Source organism: Methylophaga nitratireducenticrescens (genome assembly GCF_000260985.4).
Taxonomy (GTDB): Bacteria; Pseudomonadota; Gammaproteobacteria; order Nitrosococcales; family Methylophagaceae; genus Methylophaga; species Methylophaga nitratireducenticrescens.
The window spans coordinates 332,425-349,696 of the sequence record NC_017857.3; the positions used below are offsets into that span (position 1 = coordinate 332,425).

At 45.9% G+C, this 17,272-nt stretch carries 20 protein-coding genes; 12 read left to right on the forward strand and 8 right to left on the reverse strand.

Annotated elements, in window-relative coordinates:
- Nucleotides 1-2 precede the first annotated feature (2 nt).
- The 4 genes from Q7A_RS01510 to gpmI are packed head-to-tail and all read right to left on the reverse strand — an operon-like array spanning nucleotide 3 to nucleotide 4,612.
- Complete coding sequence (locus tag Q7A_RS01510; protein ID WP_014705557.1) at nucleotides 3-557, reverse strand: DJ-1 family glyoxalase III; 555 nt, start codon at nucleotides 555-557, stop codon at nucleotides 3-5.
- A gap of 9 nt (nucleotides 558-566) precedes the next feature.
- Nucleotides 567-1,898 (reverse strand): S41 family peptidase, encoded by a 1,332-nt coding sequence (locus Q7A_RS01515; protein WP_014705558.1) that lies wholly within the window; start codon nucleotides 1,896-1,898, stop codon nucleotides 567-569.
- A 24-nt stretch (nucleotides 1,899-1,922) separates the two neighbouring features.
- Nucleotides 1,923-3,071, reverse strand: coding sequence for a murein hydrolase activator EnvC family protein (locus tag Q7A_RS01520; protein WP_151903887.1), 1,149 nt, complete (start codon nucleotides 3,069-3,071; stop codon nucleotides 1,923-1,925).
- Between the two features lie 8 nt (nucleotides 3,072-3,079).
- Nucleotides 3,080-4,612: a 2,3-bisphosphoglycerate-independent phosphoglycerate mutase gene (gene gpmI / locus Q7A_RS01525; RefSeq protein WP_014705560.1), complete on the reverse strand. Its 1,533-nt coding sequence runs from the start codon at nucleotides 4,610-4,612 to the stop codon at nucleotides 3,080-3,082.
- Nucleotides 4,613-4,770: 158 nt separating this feature from the next.
- On the opposite strand from gpmI, the gene Q7A_RS01530 reads away from it, so the two are divergent.
- Genes Q7A_RS01530 through Q7A_RS01555 form a run of 6 tightly spaced genes read left to right on the forward strand, consistent with a single transcriptional unit; the run spans nucleotide 4,771 to nucleotide 8,239 of the window.
- Nucleotides 4,771-5,061 (forward strand): ArsR/SmtB family transcription factor, encoded by a 291-nt coding sequence (locus Q7A_RS01530; RefSeq protein WP_014705561.1) that lies wholly within the window; start codon nucleotides 4,771-4,773, stop codon nucleotides 5,059-5,061.
- A 35-nt stretch (nucleotides 5,062-5,096) separates the two neighbouring features.
- Nucleotides 5,097-5,516: a rhodanese-like domain-containing protein gene (locus Q7A_RS01535; RefSeq protein WP_014705562.1), complete on the forward strand. Its 420-nt coding sequence runs from the start codon at nucleotides 5,097-5,099 to the stop codon at nucleotides 5,514-5,516.
- Between the two features lie 16 nt (nucleotides 5,517-5,532).
- Entirely contained in the window at nucleotides 5,533-5,790 is a 258-nt protein-coding gene (gene grxC, locus Q7A_RS01540; RefSeq protein WP_014705563.1) for a glutaredoxin 3, read from the forward strand.
- 22 nt (nucleotides 5,791-5,812) lie between these two features.
- Entirely contained in the window at nucleotides 5,813-6,295 is a 483-nt protein-coding gene (secB, locus tag Q7A_RS01545; RefSeq protein WP_014705564.1) for a protein-export chaperone SecB, read from the forward strand.
- Between the two features lie 33 nt (nucleotides 6,296-6,328).
- The gene (locus Q7A_RS01550; protein WP_238595932.1) at nucleotides 6,329-7,339 is read left to right on the forward strand and encodes an NAD(P)H-dependent glycerol-3-phosphate dehydrogenase; all 1,011 of its coding nucleotides are present in this window, start codon (nucleotides 6,329-6,331) and stop codon (nucleotides 7,337-7,339) included.
- Nucleotides 7,340-7,363: 24 nt separating this feature from the next.
- Nucleotides 7,364-8,239, forward strand: a complete 876-nt coding sequence (locus Q7A_RS01555) for a hypothetical protein (protein ID WP_014705566.1) — start codon at nucleotides 7,364-7,366, stop codon at nucleotides 8,237-8,239.
- Between the two features lie 53 nt (nucleotides 8,240-8,292).
- On the opposite strand, the gene Q7A_RS01560 is transcribed toward Q7A_RS01555, so the two are convergent.
- Nucleotides 8,293-9,456 carry a class I SAM-dependent methyltransferase gene (locus Q7A_RS01560; protein ID WP_014705567.1) on the reverse strand — a complete coding sequence of 388 codons (1,164 nt, stop codon included), beginning with the start codon at nucleotides 9,454-9,456 and terminating at the stop codon, nucleotides 8,293-8,295.
- Between the two features lie 16 nt (nucleotides 9,457-9,472).
- Between Q7A_RS01560 and Q7A_RS01565 the strand changes: the two genes are divergently transcribed.
- Nucleotides 9,473-10,192: an SDR family oxidoreductase gene (locus Q7A_RS01565; protein ID WP_014705568.1), complete on the forward strand. Its 720-nt coding sequence runs from the start codon at nucleotides 9,473-9,475 to the stop codon at nucleotides 10,190-10,192.
- Here Q7A_RS01565 and folK read toward each other — a convergent pair.
- Entirely contained in the window at nucleotides 10,124-10,651 is a 528-nt protein-coding gene (folK, locus tag Q7A_RS01570; protein WP_084227429.1) for a 2-amino-4-hydroxy-6-hydroxymethyldihydropteridine diphosphokinase, read from the reverse strand. The genes Q7A_RS01565 and folK overlap by 69 nt on opposite strands.
- Nucleotides 10,648-11,001, reverse strand: a complete 354-nt coding sequence (gene folB, locus Q7A_RS01575; protein WP_014705569.1) for a dihydroneopterin aldolase — start codon at nucleotides 10,999-11,001, stop codon at nucleotides 10,648-10,650. The genes folK and folB overlap by 4 nt, the downstream gene beginning before the upstream one ends.
- A gap of 76 nt (nucleotides 11,002-11,077) precedes the next feature.
- Here folB and plsY point away from each other — a divergent pair, with 76 nt between their 5' ends.
- Nucleotides 11,078-11,674, forward strand: a complete 597-nt coding sequence (plsY, locus tag Q7A_RS01580) for a glycerol-3-phosphate 1-O-acyltransferase PlsY (protein WP_014705571.1) — start codon at nucleotides 11,078-11,080, stop codon at nucleotides 11,672-11,674.
- On the opposite strand, the gene tsaD is transcribed toward plsY, so the two are convergent.
- Nucleotides 11,666-12,682, reverse strand: coding sequence for a tRNA (adenosine(37)-N6)-threonylcarbamoyltransferase complex transferase subunit TsaD (tsaD, locus tag Q7A_RS01585; protein WP_014705572.1), 1,017 nt, complete (start codon nucleotides 12,680-12,682; stop codon nucleotides 11,666-11,668). The two genes, plsY and tsaD, sit on opposite strands and share 9 nt — an antisense overlap.
- A gap of 152 nt (nucleotides 12,683-12,834) precedes the next feature.
- Between tsaD and rpsU the strand changes: the two genes are divergently transcribed.
- The 4 genes from rpsU to rpoD all read left to right on the forward strand — a co-directional run bounded on the left by rpsU (nucleotide 12,835) and on the right by rpoD (nucleotide 17,262).
- Nucleotides 12,835-13,050: a 30S ribosomal protein S21 gene (rpsU, locus tag Q7A_RS01590; RefSeq protein ID WP_014705573.1), complete on the forward strand. Its 216-nt coding sequence runs from the start codon at nucleotides 12,835-12,837 to the stop codon at nucleotides 13,048-13,050.
- A 23-nt stretch (nucleotides 13,051-13,073) separates the two neighbouring features.
- Nucleotides 13,074-13,535 (forward strand): GatB/YqeY domain-containing protein, encoded by a 462-nt coding sequence (locus Q7A_RS01595; RefSeq protein WP_014705574.1) that lies wholly within the window; start codon nucleotides 13,074-13,076, stop codon nucleotides 13,533-13,535.
- Nucleotides 13,536-13,603: 68 nt separating this feature from the next.
- Nucleotides 13,604-15,328 carry a DNA primase gene (gene dnaG, locus Q7A_RS01600; protein WP_014705575.1) on the forward strand — a complete coding sequence of 575 codons (1,725 nt, stop codon included), beginning with the start codon at nucleotides 13,604-13,606 and terminating at the stop codon, nucleotides 15,326-15,328.
- 95 nt (nucleotides 15,329-15,423) lie between these two features.
- Nucleotides 15,424-17,262: an RNA polymerase sigma factor RpoD gene (gene rpoD / locus Q7A_RS01605; protein WP_014705576.1), complete on the forward strand. Its 1,839-nt coding sequence runs from the start codon at nucleotides 15,424-15,426 to the stop codon at nucleotides 17,260-17,262.
- The last annotated feature ends 10 nt before the right edge of the window (nucleotides 17,263-17,272 follow it).

The window sequence follows — 17,272 nt, forward strand, 5'->3', positions numbered from 1 at the left end:
TTTTAGCGAATAACGAGACTCGTTTCCACTTGTTGGCGAGTTTCTTCATCCATAAGTTTTTCGATAATTGTTAACGCAAAAGTCATTGCCGTTCCCGGTCCGCGGGAGGTAATGATTTTGTTATCACAGACTACAGCATCATTACTGAATTGAACTTCTGGCCACTCGTTTGGCTTCAGAGCTCCTGGGTAACAGCTGACGTTTAATCCCTCCAGCAGGCCTCCATGTGCCAGAACCATCGGCGCCGCACATATTGCTCCTAACCATTTATCAGCCTGGTTAAACCGTTTGAGCAACGCATGAATACGTTGATCGGCATTCAGATTGTTGGTGCCGGGTTGTCCGCCCGGCAGAACCATCATGTCGAATTCATCATCAATCACTGCATCCAGTGTGGCATCCGCCACCAAGCGGACACCACGGCTAGCAGTAATGTGTAGATCATCCGTCAAACTGGCAGTAACAACATGTATCTCAGCCCGTCTGAGAACATCTATCAGCGTGACCGCCTCAATTTCCTCACAGCCCTCAGCGAGTGGGATTAATACCGTTGCCATGAATAACGTTTAACGTTTGCTCATAATGTTCATGCCTTTCAGCAGGTTCAATGCCTGAGAAAGCGGATAATCACGCAGCGCTAAAGGTTGTTTTTCCTCTTCTTCTTCAGCATCAACGTCGCTATCAGTTGTTTCAGCATCCAGCTCTTCCAGTAAACCATTTTCCAGATGACGGCTGAGATCAATCTCTCGCAGTGGCTGGAAGCCATTATCTTCAGCTGCACTGATTTGTAAGGCATCAATCACGATATCAGGGTGTATACCATCAGCCTGAATCGAACGACCTGAAGGGGTATAATATCGTGCAGTTGTCATTTTGACCGCTGTATCGTTGGTTAAAGGCATCACCGTTTGTACCGACCCTTTACCAAAGGTTTTAGTGCCCAGTATCACGGCCCGTTGATGATCCTGCAAAGCCCCGGCAACAATTTCAGACGCGGAAGCTGAACCACCATTTACCAGCACAATAATAGGTGCGCCATTCAGCATATCGCCAGGTTTGGCATGGAATTTTTGATCAGCATCCTGAATACGTCCTTCCGTGTAGACAATCATGCCTTTGTTGAGGAAAGCATCAGATACTTCTACCGCAGCATCCAAAACGCCGCCTGGATTGTTGCGTAAATCAAGCACCATGCCTTTCAACTTCCCACCATTATCAGTTTTGAGCTGATTAACGGCGTCACGAAGATTTTCACCGGTTGGAGATTGGAACGTAGTGATTCGTACATAGCCATAACCCGGCTCGAGAACTTCGGTTCGCACACTTTTCACTTTAATTATGGCGCGAGTCAGTTCCAGTTTCAGCGGTTTATCTGCGCCTTCACGAATAATCGTCAGAACAATTTTGCTACCCGGCTCACCGCGCATAATCTCTACGGCTTCCGTCAGTGTCAGGCCTTTAACGGGAGTATCATCGAGGCGAATAATCAAGTCTCCGGCTTTTACACCTGCTTCAGCAGCGGGAGTTTCGTCAATGGGTGCAACCACTTTGACGAAGCCATCTTCCATGGAAACTTCTATGCCTAGGCCACCAAACTCTCCAGAGGTGCCTTCACGCAGATCTTTGAATTCGCTGAGATCAAGATAGGATGAATGGGGATCCAGTCCAGAAAGCATGCCGCGAATAGCGTTTTCCAGCAGAGTTTTGTCTTCCACCGGTTCAACGTAACTACTTTTAATGCGGCCAAAAATTTCCGAAAAAGCTCTTAGATCATCAATTGGCAGGTCCGGCTTTGCGACAGTGTCTTTATCGGCGAAGACCATTTGGCCAAAAATCAATGTGATGCCGATAATGACACCCGCTGTTACCAGCGCAAAATCACGTTTCAAAAAGCGCATATGAACTTTATTCCTTATTTCAAATTAACCTTGCTTGCGCAGCCATTGCATAGGGTTGGTCGGACTGCCTTTATGACGTACTTCAAAATATAGCCCAGCGGTTTGTCTGACACCCTGATCACCACTTTGAGCGATAACTTCACCAGCACTCACGGTATCCCCCGTGTTTTTCAGCAGACTGTCATTATTGCCATAAAGCGTCATGAACTGTTCGCCATGATCGATGATGATTAACAAGCCAAAACCTTTCATCCAATCGGCAAAAACCACTCTGCCTTCTGCGCTGGCTTTAACAGATGTGCCTTTTTCAGAGGCTATCAGTATGCCTTTCCAGCTGAGTTTATCAAGATTACGCTGGCTACCATAGCTTGCCAGTATTTTTCCGGACAACGGCCATTGTAATTTCCCACTCAGACTCGAAAATCGTTCACTTGGTTTCACCGGTTTTGATGGTGGAGGTCTTTTTGCTGCTTTTTTGGCGAGTGAGTCTAATAATGACTGCAGGTTTTTCTCTTCTTCTTTTAGCGCAGCCAGTTGTGCATCCTGTCCCGAGATTTTTTTATTCAGTGCGGCAAGTGTTCTTTCACGTTCAACAGTTTGCTGTTTGAAAGCTTCCTGCTGAGCCAGTTGTTGCTGTTGCAGTTCGTCAAGATTTCTTTTAACGGCATAAATAGCTTTTTCCTGTTCCGTTAAGTTTTGCAAAGTGGTGTGTAATGTCTCGAGCTGCTGCTGGCGTGCCGTGTGAAAATAACGGTAATAAGTGTTACTTCGACTGACCCGCTCAGGTGATTGTTCAGACAATAATATCTTCAGATAACTGGGTTGAGCATTCATAAATGCAGAACGAATCTGTTGATTTAAAGCCTCCAGCTGCTTTGCCTGTTGCTTTTGCGTCACTCCAAGCTGTTGTTGAAGATTGAGTAATTCGTCATCTTTAACCGCAATAGATTGTTTAATCTGGTTTAACTCGCGACTTATTTCAGAAACCTTGAGACTCTGCTTTTTTAATTGCTGTTGCAGTTCCGCTTTGGTTTTCTTATTGAGGCTAAGCGTTTTATCAAGTTCAGAAATTTCACTGCGTACCGCTTCGAGCTTCTTGGCTGAAGAAGGTTCAGCAGCAAGATTTAATGGCATAAAAAGCCAGAAAAACAAGATCAAACCACGAATTATCATCTGCACGTTCAGGTGAGTTTCACCAAAAGATGATTATTCATTTCCGCTGGAATCGGCAGATCAAGCAGGCTCAGCATGGTCGGGGCAATATCAGATAAACCACCCTGTTCCGCACACACTGCTGAACGTCCGGCATAAATTAACGGCACGAGGTTGCTGGTGTGGGCGGTATGCGCCTGTCCTTTCTCATTGTCCAGCATCTTTTCAGCATTGCCGTGATCAGCTGTTACCAGCATTTCGCCACCGCTTTCTTTTAATGCGGACCAGATTTTACCCAGACAGTTATCCAGTGTTTCAATGGCTTTAACGGTCGCATCAAAATTACCGGTATGGCCGACCATATCGGCATTGGCGAAGTTGCAGATGATGACATCATATTGATTGCTGTGAATGGCTTTAACCAGTTTTTCGGCCACTTCCGGAGCATTCATCTCCGGTTGCAAATCGTAGGTTTCGACTTTTGGTGAGGGCACCAGAATCCGATCTTCACCTTCGTAAGGAACGTCGCTTCCGCCATTAAAAAAGAACGTTACATGCGCATATTTTTCGGTTTCAGCAATACGCAACTGGCGCAAGCCGACAGCAGAAATACATTCGCCCAGCAGGTTTTTGAGCTTTTCAGCCGGAAAAGCCACCGGAACATCAAAATCCTTCTTATATTCCGTCAGCGTGACAAATTTTGACAGTTTTGGTGCAGCCAATATAGGAAATCCAGCAAACTCAGTATCAATGAAACACTGGGTTAATTCACGAGCGCGATCAGCACGGAAATTCATGAAGACAATACTGTCACCGTCCTCAATCGGCACTACATCACCAATTCTGGTGGCTTTAACAAACTCATCCGTTTCTTCTCGCGCATAAGCCTGCTGAAGAGCTTCAATTGCATTGTCTGCCTGATAAACAGCTTTACCATTAGCAATCAGTTCATAAGCCTGTTGAACTCTATCCCAGCGTTGATCACGGTCCATCGCATAAAAGCGTCCGACAATACTGGCGAAGCGTCCTTTACCGGTCTTGTTAAAACTGGCTTGCATGTTCTCAATGAATTTTTGAGCAGATTTGGGTGACGTATCGCGACCATCCAGAAAAGCGTGCAGATAGATTTTGGTCGCACCGCGGTCTGCAGCAAGCTTTACCATGGCTTGAATATGACTGTCATGACTGTGCACGCCGCCATCGGAGAGCAAGCCCAGAATATGCAGGGCTTTATCCTTTTGAACCACTTCATTCACCAAAGCAGTCAGTGTTTGATTCGTAAAAAATGTTCCGTTTCGAATGACGCCACTAATCCGGGTAAATTCCTGATAAACCACACGGCCAGCACCAATATTGAGGTGCCCGACTTCAGAATTTCCCATCTGATCGCCGGGTAAGCCGACGCCAGCGCCAGAGGCGTTAATCAATGTATGTGCGTAATCCTTCCAGAGGTGATCCCAGACAGGGGTATTGGCAGCCATAATGGCATTATGCTGTACCTCTTCACTATAACCCCAACCATCCAGAATGATTAGCGCAAGTGGGCGGTGCTTGTGGCTCATGAAACTATCCTTTAAACACGGGTTGAGATGACCTGCGGTCATGAAAAACAGTGATCACTGCAAATCAACAACAATGCTGTGTATTATATGGTCTTTTGTAATCAATTACAGTTGCAATCAAGTTGATTGGCCTCTCTTCACAAACTGGAAACCCGCAAATGCAGGTTATGAATGATGATATTGAACGTGCCGCATTTGCGTTGAAAGCGATGTCGAATCCACTGCGTTTGAAAATCCTTTGTGCACTGGGCGATCATGAATTATCTGTGCAGGAGATTGTTGAACAGGTTGGCACAACACAAAGCAATGTGTCTCAACACCTTGCCAAGCTGAAAGAGAAAAACATTCTGGCGGCAAGACGAGAAGCAAATCGTATATTTTACCGTGTTAACGATGAGCGTCTGTTACGGCTAATCAGCATGATGTGCGAATTGTTTTGCGTAAAATAGAAATCATTTTTTATTCATAAATTTAGGGCTGTTTAATGGAAAATCTGGGCGAATTTATTGTTAATCATTGGATACTGTCCAGTTTGTTTGTGGTGTTATTGTTTTTGGTTTTTTCTGACTCACTCACTCGCAAACTAGGTGGGTTTAATGCCGTTGATGTGCCAACAGCTGTTAATCTGGTGAATCAGCAAAAAGGCTGTTTTGTCGATATTCGCGATAAAGCTGCATTTGAAACGTCACATATAGTCGATTCCATAAATGTACCGGTGGCCGATATCGAGGCGAATCTCAAGTCGCTAAAAAAGAAGGATCAGCCTCTGGTACTGGTGTGTGACAGTGGTCAGCGTTCAAAAGCTGCTGCCAAACAGTTCAAAAAACATGGATACAACAATATTTACGTAATGTCAGGTGGTCTGCACGCATGGCGAGATGCCAAACTGCCGTTATTCAGTTAAGACTTGGAGTGTTGTTATGAGCAAAGTCACCATTTATTCATCCGCGCATTGCCCGTACTGCACAATGGCAAAGCAGTTACTGGATCGAAAAGGTGTCAGTTATGACGAAATCCGTGTGGATCAGCATCCTGAAAAACGCCAGGAAATGATGCAAAAAAGTCAGCAACGTACCGTGCCGCAAATATTCATTAATGGTAAATCAATGGGTGGATATACCGATTTGATTGATATCGACCGTTCGGGTCAGCTCGACGTTTTACTGACAAATAATTAAATTCTATTAAAGAGGGAAAATCATGGCTGAAGAAAACACAGCAGCAACAGAAGAACAACAACCGAAGTTCATCATTCAGAAGATCTACACCAAAGATATTTCATTTGAGACGCCTAATTCTCCAGAAATTTTCCGTGAAGAATGGAAACCAAAACTGGATCTGCAGCTAGGCAATGAATATACCCGTCTTGATGATGATACCCATGAAATTATTCTGATCGTCACTGTCACCGCAAAAGTAAACGATCAGGTCGCATTTCTGGCGGAAGTTAAACAGGCTGGAATTTTCACTTTGACCGGTTACAGCAAAGAAGAAATGGGACCGCTGATTGGCAGCTACTGCCCGAATACTATTTTCCCATTTGCACGGGAAGTTATTTCTGATGTGGTTATCAAAGGCGGTTTCCCACAACTCGTGCTGGCACCAGTGAACTTTGATGCAGTGTACAAACATCAGATTGATCAGGCTCGTCAGCAGATGGAAGCAGCACAAGCTACGCACTAGTTTGTCTACATGGTCATGACCGCTTCTTCTTTAATGCCCACAGTTGTCATCGGTGCCGGAGCCTGGGGTACGGCGCTGGCGATTGCCATGGCCCGCAATGGTCATGAAGTCAGGCTTTGGGGTCGTGACAAAGAACAGCTTTCTAGGATAGCGGCTGAACGGATGAACAGCCGCTATTTACCGGAAATTATTTTTCCGGATACATTGAAAATTGAAATGGATCTGGAAAAATCTCTGGAGAAATGCAGGCATATAATGGTTTCAGTGCCAAGTCTGGCGTTTAGTGAAATATTGCATTGCATTAAACCTTTTCTGTCTGAAGATATCCCGATTAGTTGGGCGACCAAAGGTTTAACGCCCCACAATGGTCAATTTCTGCACGATACGGCTATCGAAATTCTGGGTCCTAAACATGCTTTAGCCGTCGTTTCTGGCCCATCGTTCGCCGCAGAGGTTGCGACCGGATTACCTACCGCTTTAACGGTTGCTTCCCGTGATACAGCGTTTGCCAAAGCCTTGGCAAGTGCGCTTCATGGACCTGCTTTGCGGGCTTACACCACGGAGGATGTTTTAGGGGTGCAAGTCGGTGGTACGGTGAAAAACGTGTTGGCAATTGCGGCAGGTATCTGTGACGGATTAGGATATGGTGCCAACGCCCGTGCTGCTCTGCTGACCCGCGGTATGGCAGAAATTATGCGTTTAGCCAGTGTATTGGGTGCTGAACCGGAAACCATGTTTGGTCTGTCTGGTATGGGGGATTTGATCCTGACCTGTACTGATAATCAGAGCCGCAATCGCCAGCTAGGCTTAGCGATTGGTTCAGGTCTTACAGTTGATGAAGCGGTTTCAAAAGTCGGTAAGACGGTAGAAGGTATGCATGCTGCCAGAGAAGTTTTATTACGCGCTCAACAGGCGGGTGTTGAGATGCCAATTGTTGAGCAGGTATGCAAAATCCTGTTTGAAGGGTACGATCCGCGCAAATCGGTTCAGGCATTATTATGTCGTGAACAAAAAGCAGAATCTCCGGTAATCGGAAAATCGTGATACGAATTAATTGAGGAAAATTATATGCAAGGCATTGTGAAATACAGCAGCATCATTGCACTTAGCGTGGCAATGACTGTCGGCTTGTCTGCCTGTGGCAACCCATTCAGTAAAAAATCATCAGATGATGATGAAGTCGTTATGTCACAAAGTGGTCCGGTACTGTGGGAATCAAATCTGCAATACGTTCGCATGGTAGAGCGCGATCAGCCTGGAACCAATCAGCATCCTTTACCAATTAATCAGGATGAAATGCGTGAAGTGCTTTCATCGCTTTACGTCAATCAGCGCGTTTTACTGAGAAACCAGCAAGTTCCATTGTTTTCACCGGGTGAGTTGCAAATTTTAAGTTCAACCCTAGCACAGGGTTTAAATCGTGCCCAACCCAACGAAGATATTACCTTTGTCACGCTAGGGGTTCATGCCGGAGCGATTGCGGCGGAACGTAAAACTAACAGTGGCCGCGTGTTTGTTGATAACAATGGCCGTTTGAATATTATCTTTGGTCTTGTTCATCAGGAGTATCGCGATAAAGACCAATATACTGGTCAGGAAATAGATCGTCGGGTAAATCCATTATTACCGGGAACCCGTAAGTCCGATTCTGATCCAGCAACCAAAATTGCTTTAGATAATGGCATTTCATATCATCAGGAAGATGGCTCTGAACGGTCTGACTGGCTAGTGATTGATATCCCTACCGTCTTAGCGTCTGCAGCTGAGCGTAAAGGACAGGATACCGGCGCATTAACGCCTGAAATGCGTGAAGAAATTGCCAGAACCAAACGTCAAACAGATAATTTGACTGATGATGTGGCCAATATTAAGGAAGTCCTGTTTGAGATGTCTGAGCAGCTTGAACAGCTCAAACAACAATTGGACGAAAGTAATCAGCAATAATGATTTCTTAATACATTAAAAAAGGCGCTACGGCGCCTTTTTTATTGCGTTCTTTAAAGACGATAACGCAAATCAGCGGATTTGGAGCGAGCCATATCGACATTTTTTGACAGACTGAGCACCTTAAACAGTTCTCCCATCTGTTCTGGTAATAATAAACGTTTCAAAGCTGCGGCCTGTTGCATCTGCTGAAAGGAATCTGGCGCATTCTGTTGGCTGAGATTGAGAATGTCACCTGCCAGCAGAAAATCACTCTGCCTTTGATAACCCTCGACCTGCAACCCTTTTGCATGGGCCGTTTCAGCTAATGCTGTGAAGTCCACATGGGCAGTGATATCCTGCAGGCCGACCAGGGTCAATGGCGCATTATGTGCCTGATGTTGATAATGGCAACGCAACATGCCCTGATGCCGCAAGGGATGAAAATAGTCACTGGCTTCATAGCCATAATCAATCAAAAATATAGCACCCTGTGTCAGTATTTCGGCGATAGTGCCAAGCCAGGCAGGTGCTTGCATAGCCACTTCTGTCTGATAGGGAAACTGCTGCAGTAAAGGATAAATCTGTTCGCAACGTGTCTGTAAAAAAGGATCTGTCACCGTTTGTGACAGCCATGTCAGTTGCCCTTCTTCCTGCCCTACTCCTAACTCCAGAATCTGATTTTCTTCAAACTGCATTCGATGCACAGGCATGGCATCGCACACTTCATTTGCAATGAGCACTCCATTAAATTCAGTAGGCAGTTGATCCAGCCAAATCACACGATTCTGGTCACTTCCAAAAAGTTTATGGATTATATCCTTTTGTTTATTCCGTAAGTAGGCACTTGCTTCGATAATGTAGTAATGTGCCGGAAGGCAGTCAATTTCCTGCAGATACTGCAGAATATCGACCGCCATTTGCCCGTTACCTGCGCCAAATTCCAGGCAATCTGCCGCCGGTATTTGTCTGAGCACATCAGCAATATGATTGCCTAGCGCCAGTGAAAATAACGGGCTTATTTCCGGTGCTGTAATAAAATCCCCTGCTTCGCCGATCTTGCTTAAGCCATTGCTGTAATAACCGAGTCCAGGTTGGTATAAGGCCATCTGCATAAATTCTGCAAAGCTCAGCCAACCATTCCGGGCTTCTATGGTCTGAAAAATCAGTTGCAACAGTTGATCGCTATGCTGTTGCGCAATGGGGTCAGGTGCAGGTAACTTGGCGGTATGTTTCATTTAGTCGGTAATTTCAGTGAATAATCCCATTTTAGTAACAGGTGCCGGAAAGCGGGTCGGATTTCATATCGCTTCCAGGCTAAAGCAGGATGGTTATGAGGTATTGGCACATTACCGTACTGAAACGGATGATGTCCAAAAACTAAAACAATTAGACATACAGACTATTCAGGCTGATTTGCAGGATACTGCCAGCATTATGGAGTTTATCGACAAACTGCAGCAATTCAGTCCGGCTTATCGAGGCATTGTGCATAATGCCTCAGCATTTACACCGACAGCAGATGATTTGGTTGAGGCTGCGGAGCAATATCAACATTTTTTTACCATACATATGTTAGCGCCGTTTCTGATCAATCAGGCGTTATCAAAGCTATTAAAGGGACCAGGCAATGATCCGGCCGATATTATTCATATCACCGATATCAATGTTGAAAACCCTACCCCACGGTTTGATATTTATGGCACAACCAAAGCGGGATTGCATAACCTGACGCTGGTGTCGGCAAAAAAACTTGCTCCGCAGATCAAGGTGAATTCAGTGGCTCCGGGACCCGTTTTATTCACCGAGTCACATACACAGGAAGCCAGGCAGAAAATGCTATCTGAAACCCCGCTGGCCCGTGAAGGTGGTGCGGAGCCGGTTTATCTCGCCATAAAAAGCTTGTTAGAGAACCCCTTTATTACCGGCGCGACTATCCCAGTAGATGGTGGTCGCCGTCTCTCCAAAGCGTAAGTTAGACGTTTGTATCAAAACACCTGCAGGAGGTGTGACTTCCGCAGTGTCCGTTAGATAACTAAGCAGCTCCCGAATAATGGGGTAAAGAAAATACTCATCAGTAATGCTGCTGACCGGGATATCAGCTTCTTCAGGCAAGCTTAGCTGTTTCAGAATATCAATATCGGCTGGTCGATCTTTGGTTTTGCTTAACGGATCGTCCCTATCCCGACCTAAATTGATTTCAATCTGATTGCAGAAGCGCTTTAATTCTATCTGGGGCAAATCGGTTTCAACGAAGACGATGGTATTGAGGAAATCCCGATGACTGTTCATACCCACAGGCGGGATTTTTAACACTCGGCTTAGTTTTAGCTCTTTAAACTCTTGTAGCAGCGCAGTAACCATTTTCTCGGTATTTTGCTGAGGATTTATGTTGCTGCCTAAACCAAGCAGATAGCCTTGCCGCTGTTTCATTCGCTGGAGCGCTCAATCACAATTTGTGCCTGGTTTTTCCCATGCAATTGGACGGGTTTGGTTAAGGTGAGTTTGAGCCGCGGAATGGCAAAGGTCTTGAGTAAAAGTTGCGCGACCTCTTCAGCCAGGCTTTCTATCAACAGATATCGACTATTGCTGACAAACTCGACAACGACATTGGCAACCGCACCATAATCCAACGTGTTGGTTATATCATCCGATGCAGCGGCTTTACGGATATCCCAATCCATTTCCAAATCAAAGCGCAATGTTTGTAGTGTTTCGCGCTCCCAATCATAGATGCCGATAATCGTGTCAATTTTCAGATCATTTAGAAAAATTTTATCCATGATGTCGCTTCAATGTTGGCAAAAGTGGTAATGGTACTGAATAATACCGCTACATTTTCAAAGGTCGCATCATAACATGCCTGAATTAACTGCCATCGCGCTGCTTGCATTGCTCGGCGCCTACCTTATAGGCTCATTATCGAGCGCTGTCATGCTTTGCAAGGTCTCAGGTTTACCGGATCCAAGGACTCAGGGCTCAGGAAATCCCGGTGCGACCAATGTATTGCGGATGGGTAGCAAAAAGCTGGCGGCACTGGTCTTGCTCATCGATGTGCTAAAGGGCGTCATCCCGGTATTAATCGGACGAATGCTAGGCTTTGATATCGATATCCTGGCTTTAATTGCTTTCTTTGCATTTCTTGGGCACTTATACCCTGTATTTTTCCAGTTTAAAGGTGGCAAAGGTGTGGCAACGGCTTTGGGCGCGTTTCTGGCGCTGTCACCTGCGTTGGCTGGAGCGGCGTTACTGACTTGGATTGTGGTTTTTGCCATTAGCCGGATTTCGTCTTTATCAGCCATTGCCGCTGCGGCAATGACACCGGTTTATAGCTTGTGGCTTATAGATACGGTGTTTGCACGCACGGTTATTCTGTTAATTGCCCTGCTTTTGCTTTGGCGGCATAGCAGCAATATCCAGCGGTTGCTGGCCGGTGAAGAGAAGAAGTCAGGCTGAAGCTGGTGGTGTTAGCTCATCTAATGGCCAACGCGAACGCACATTAAATGTTGCTTCAGTTTCAGCAATCATGGCCTGATGACGCATCGCTCCGGCAAACGCAATCATCGCCCCGTTATCGCTACAGAATTGTAATTGCGGGTAATAAACCTGCACTTTCGGTAATGCATCTAAAGCCGTGCGCAAGGACTTATTGGCACTGACACCACCGGCCACGACCAAACGCTTATGACCACTTTGTTTTAATGCCCGGCGACATTTAATCACCAGGGTTTCCACCGCCGCTGTTTGAAATGCCAGCGCAATATCAGCTTTGGCCTGTTCACTTTGATCACTGTTATGCCAGGTGTTTAAAGCAAATGTTTTCAAGCCACTGAAGCTGAAATCCAAACCCGGACGATTGGTCATCGGTCTGGGAAAGATATGGGCGCCCTCTTGGCCTTTTTCCGCTAAAGCCGCTAAGGCCGGGCCACCTGGATAACCCAGCCCCAACATTTTGGCCGTTTTATCGAATGCTTCACCTACCGCATCATCAATGGATTCGCCCATTAATTCATATTCCCCCACGCCCTTAACATCAACCAGTAAGGTATGGCCGCCGGAAATCAATAAAGATACAAATGGAAATGCCGGTGGATTGGCTTCCAGTAACGGCGATAAAAGGTGCCCTTCCATATGATTGATTGGCAAGGCTGGAATATTTAACGCCCAGGCCAGACTGCGGCCAATTGCCGCGCCCACCAGTAAAGCCCCTACCAGGCCTGGACCCGCTGTATAAGCCACCGCATCTATATCTTTACGCTGCAGACCCGCTTCATCCAAAACCTGTTGCATCAAGGGCAATGTTTTCTGAATATGATCGCGGGAAGCCAGTTCCGGCACCACACCGCCATATTCGGCATGCATTTCTATCTGGCTGAAAAGTGCGTGAGCCAACAGCCCCTTTTCAGTATCATAGAGCGCAATACCGGTTTCATCGCAAGATGATTCAATTCCTAAAACACGCATAAATTTATTCTGACTGCATTAAATAAATGCCGATTATTATGCCTTGCTGGGGGTGGTCTCATCCAACTAATTAGCATTTAGTATTTTCTTTCCGAAATAGATCTCGTACAATTAAGGGCTTTTCCGTCATTGTCTGTTTAGGAATGTATTGAATGCCATCTGTTAAGGTTAAAGAAAACGAACCATTTGACGTAGCTTTACGTCGTTTCAAACGTGCTTGTGAAAAAGCAGGTACGGTTGCAGAAGCTCGCGCTCGCGAAGCTTATGAAAAACCAACAACTGTTCGCAAACGTGCTGCTGCAGCAGCTGTTAAGCGTCACCAGAAGAAACTGTCACGTGAAAACGCTAGCCGCGTTCGCATGTACTAATTGCTGATTAGAATCTTATTCTAATGCCTCAAGAAGCCAGTCCACTCAAAGCTCGAATTCAAGATAGCGTAAAAGACGCAATGCGCGCCAAAGACAAAGATCGTCTTGGCACATTGCGACAAATTACCGCTGCCATCAAGCAAGTTGAGGTCGATAATCGCCAGGATATGTCAGATGATGACATTATTGTTGTGCTGACCAAAATGACTAAGCAACGCAAAGATGCCTTATCGCAGTTTGAGCAAGCTGGCCGTGATGACTTAGCCGTTATCGAAAAAGCTGAATTGGCGATTATTGAAGAATTCTTGCCAACAGCCTTGAGCGAAGCAGAATTGCAGGCAGCTATTGCTGATGCAATTCAACAGACAGGCGCTAGTAGCCAGAAAGATATGGGTGCGGTGATGAATGTGTTGCGTCCGAAAGTTCAGGGGCGCGCTGATATGGGCGCAGTGAGCAGCCAGGTTAAGGCCGCGCTCAGTTCTTAAGCCAGCAATGCCAGGTCTTTTTTCAGACGTGGTTAACATTCAAGACAGACTTCGGCCATAATTGATTTATGGCCGGACAAATCCCTCCACAGTTCATTGACGAATTGCTCTCACGAGTCGATATTGTTGATATTATTGATGCGCGTGTACCGCTGAAAAAAGCCGGTAAAAACCTGTACGCCTGCTGTCCATTCCACAACGAAAAAACTCCCTCATTTACTGTCAGTCCTGATAAACAGTTTTATCACTGTTTTGGCTGTGGTGCGCACGGCACGGCGATCGGTTTTCTGATGGAATACGACCAGCTCAGCTTTCCTGAATCAATTCAGGAGCTTGCCGACACAGTCGGTATGCAGGTGCCAGTCACGCAACAAGCTGCACTCACCCCCGCCAGACAAAACCTTTACGACCTGATGGATAAAGTCAGTCGTTACTACGTACATCAGTTGCAAAACCATCCGCAGCGCCAGGCTTTTCAGGATTATATCCAACAGCGTGGTCTTAGCGCTGAAACCGTAGCTGCTTTTGATATTGGTATGGCGCCGGATGGTTGGGACAATGTATTACGTACTTTTGGCAACAATCAGCAAAGTCAGGATCAATTGTTTGAAGCGGGGATGTTGATTAAAAACGATAAAGGTCGAACCTACGATCGTTTTCGTGATCGATTAATGTTCCCCATTCGCGATCGTCGGGGCCGCGTTATCGCTTTCGGTGGTCGCGTTATTGATGCCGACGGCACGCCGAAATACCTGAATTCTCCTGAAACCCCAATCTTTCACAAGGGACAGGAGCTTTACGGTTTATATCAAGCCCGTAAAGCCAATCGTCGACTGGAAAGCATCCTGATCGTGGAAGGTTATATGGATGTTATTGCGCTGGCTCAGTTTGGGATTAACAATGCAGTGGCAACGTTAGGTACGGCGACAACTTCAGAACACTTACGTCAGTTGATTCGCAGCGCACCGGAAATTATTTTTTGTTTTGATGGTGACCGCGCAGGTAAAGAAGCCGCATGGCGAGCCGCAGAAAATGCGATGCCGATACTCGGTGGTAATTTTGAACTGAAATTTATGTTTCTGCCGGAAGGTCAGGATCCTGACACCATGGTAAGAGAGCAGGGGGCTGCTACATTTCATCAGTTAGTCAGTCAGGCGCAAAGCTATTCTGATTTTTTCTTTGCGACATTACTTTCCCGGGTAGACAGTCAATCGATGGATGGCCGCGCCAGGCTGGTTGAAATTGCCAAACCCTATCTAAGGCATATCCCTGCAGGCTTGTATCGCGATATGTTGGAGCAGCAGCTGGCAGATCATGCTAAAACCAATATTGCCACGTTAAATAAACATCTGGAAAAACCTGCGCCACCACCTCCAGCAAAGAACGCCAAGCAAAATGCAATGGCCAATATGACGCCTGTGCGCATGGCGGTGATGATTGTGTTACAGCATCCACAATTGTATGAGGCTGTTCCGGATACAGGTAATTTGCATCAGCTGGATATGCCAGGTTTGGCGATTTTAATTCAGCTACTTGAAACCATGCGTGAGCATCCCCATCTTAAAACCGCACAGCTTTTAGAGCGTTGGCGAGATACTCAACAAGCTCCCTATATGGAAAAACTCGCAATGCAACCGTTGAATTTGTCGCCAGAACAACTGGAGCATGAACTCATCGGAATTGTAAGTCGTCTAAACAAACAAGCAAGAGATGAACGCTATACTTATTTGATAAATAAAGGACTCAGCAATTTAACTGAGTCTGAAAGAATTGAAATTAATTCCTATAAGTAGGTGTTTTGTAATCAAAAATGATGCAATAACGAAGTGCTTTCACTATAATATAGTGTTACCGCCAAAAACAGCGTCACCATGCATAAAGAGGCCGAATGAAAGATCAGCAATCACGCGTTAAAGAACTTATCGCCCTTGGAAAGGAGCGCGGTTATCTCACCTACGGCGAGATCAATGACCACCTTCCAGAAGATTTGGTCGATGCGGATCAGGTCGAAGATATCGTCAGTATGTTCAGCGACCTGGGTATCATGGTCCATGAAGATGGCATGGATACCGATGAGATGGAACGTCTTGCCGAAGCTGTCTCATCAAATGACGAAGTCTCTGATGAAGAAGCTGCAGCTGTCCTGGCAAGTTCCGATGGTGAGTTTGGTCGTACAACGGATCCTGTGCGTATGTACATGCGCGAGATGGGCTCTGTTGAATTATTGACTCGCGAAGGCGAGATCGTTATCGCCAAACGCATCGAAGCTGGCCTTCGTGAAAGTCTGCTGATGCTGTCAACTTACCCACCGGTTATTTCGTCATTCCTTGAATTCTACGATGCTGTTGAAGCAGGCGAAATGCGCCTGAATGAACTGATTCGTGGTTTTGTCGCACCTGAAGAGCTGGTCGCAAGTGATGACGACGATGATGATGTTACCAGCAGCTCTGACTCTGATGATTCTGACAGCGACGACGATGATGACGATGATGTTGATGGCGTAAGCGATGATGAAGATGATTCTGGTGAAATTGATCCAGAAGAAGCCCGCGCTCGCTTTACCGCATTGAAAGAAGCTTACAAAAACGTTCTGGCCACCGAAGGTGATGCCATGATCGAATCTCGTGAACAGGCCAGTAACCTGTTTATGGAATTCAAACTGACCCCAAAAACGCTGCTTTATTTAAATGGCTTGATGGCAGAAACCATCGCCGAAGTGCGTAAACAAGAAAAAATCATTATGGACATCGTTGTAGAGCAGGCGGGTATGAATCGCCGTGACTTTATCGATGCATTCCAGGGCAATGAAAGTAATCTTGAGTGGTCAGATAAATTCATTCGCGCTAAAAAACATTATTCCTCCACCATCAAGAAAAATCTTGATGACATTCTGGCCGCACAAAGCAAATTAGCGGAAATTGCAGAAGATCGTGGACTGGATATTTCCGAGATTAAAGAAATCAGCCGTCAGATGTCGATTGCTGAAGCCAAAGCACGTCGTGCCAAGAAAGAAATGGTCGAAGCTAACTTGCGTCTGGTTATTTCAATTGCCAAAAAATACACCAACCGGGGTCTGCAGTTCCTGGATCTGATTCAGGAAGGCAACATTGGTCTGATGAAAGCGGTTGATAAGTTTGAATATCAACGTGGTTATAAATTCTCTACCTATGCAACATGGTGGATTCGTCAGGCGATTACCCGTTCGATTGCCGATCAGGCACGTACCATTCGTATTCCGGTACACATGATTGAAACCATCAACAAACTCAATCGTGTTGCCCGTCAAATGCTGCAGGAAATGGGGCGTGAACCGACTCCGGATGAATTGGCAGAACGCGTAGAAATGCCGGAAGACAAAGTACGTAAAGTACTGAAGATTTCCAAAGAACCGATCTCGATGGAAACACCAATCGGTGATGATGAAGATTCACATCTGGGCGATTTCGTTGAAGATATCAACGTTATGTCACCAGCAGACTCGGCAATCATCGAAGGCCTCAGAGAAGCCACTCAGGGTGTTCTGAACGGTCTCACCGAACGAGAAGCCAAAGTATTGCGTATGCGTTTTGGTATTGATATGAATACCGACCACACACTGGAAGAAGTCGGTAAACAATTTGATGTTACCCGTGAGCGTATTCGTCAGATCGAAGCCAAGGCTTTACGTAAACTGCGTCACCCATCACGCTCGGATCAACTGAGAAGCTTCCTCGACTCAGACAGCTGATTACAAAATC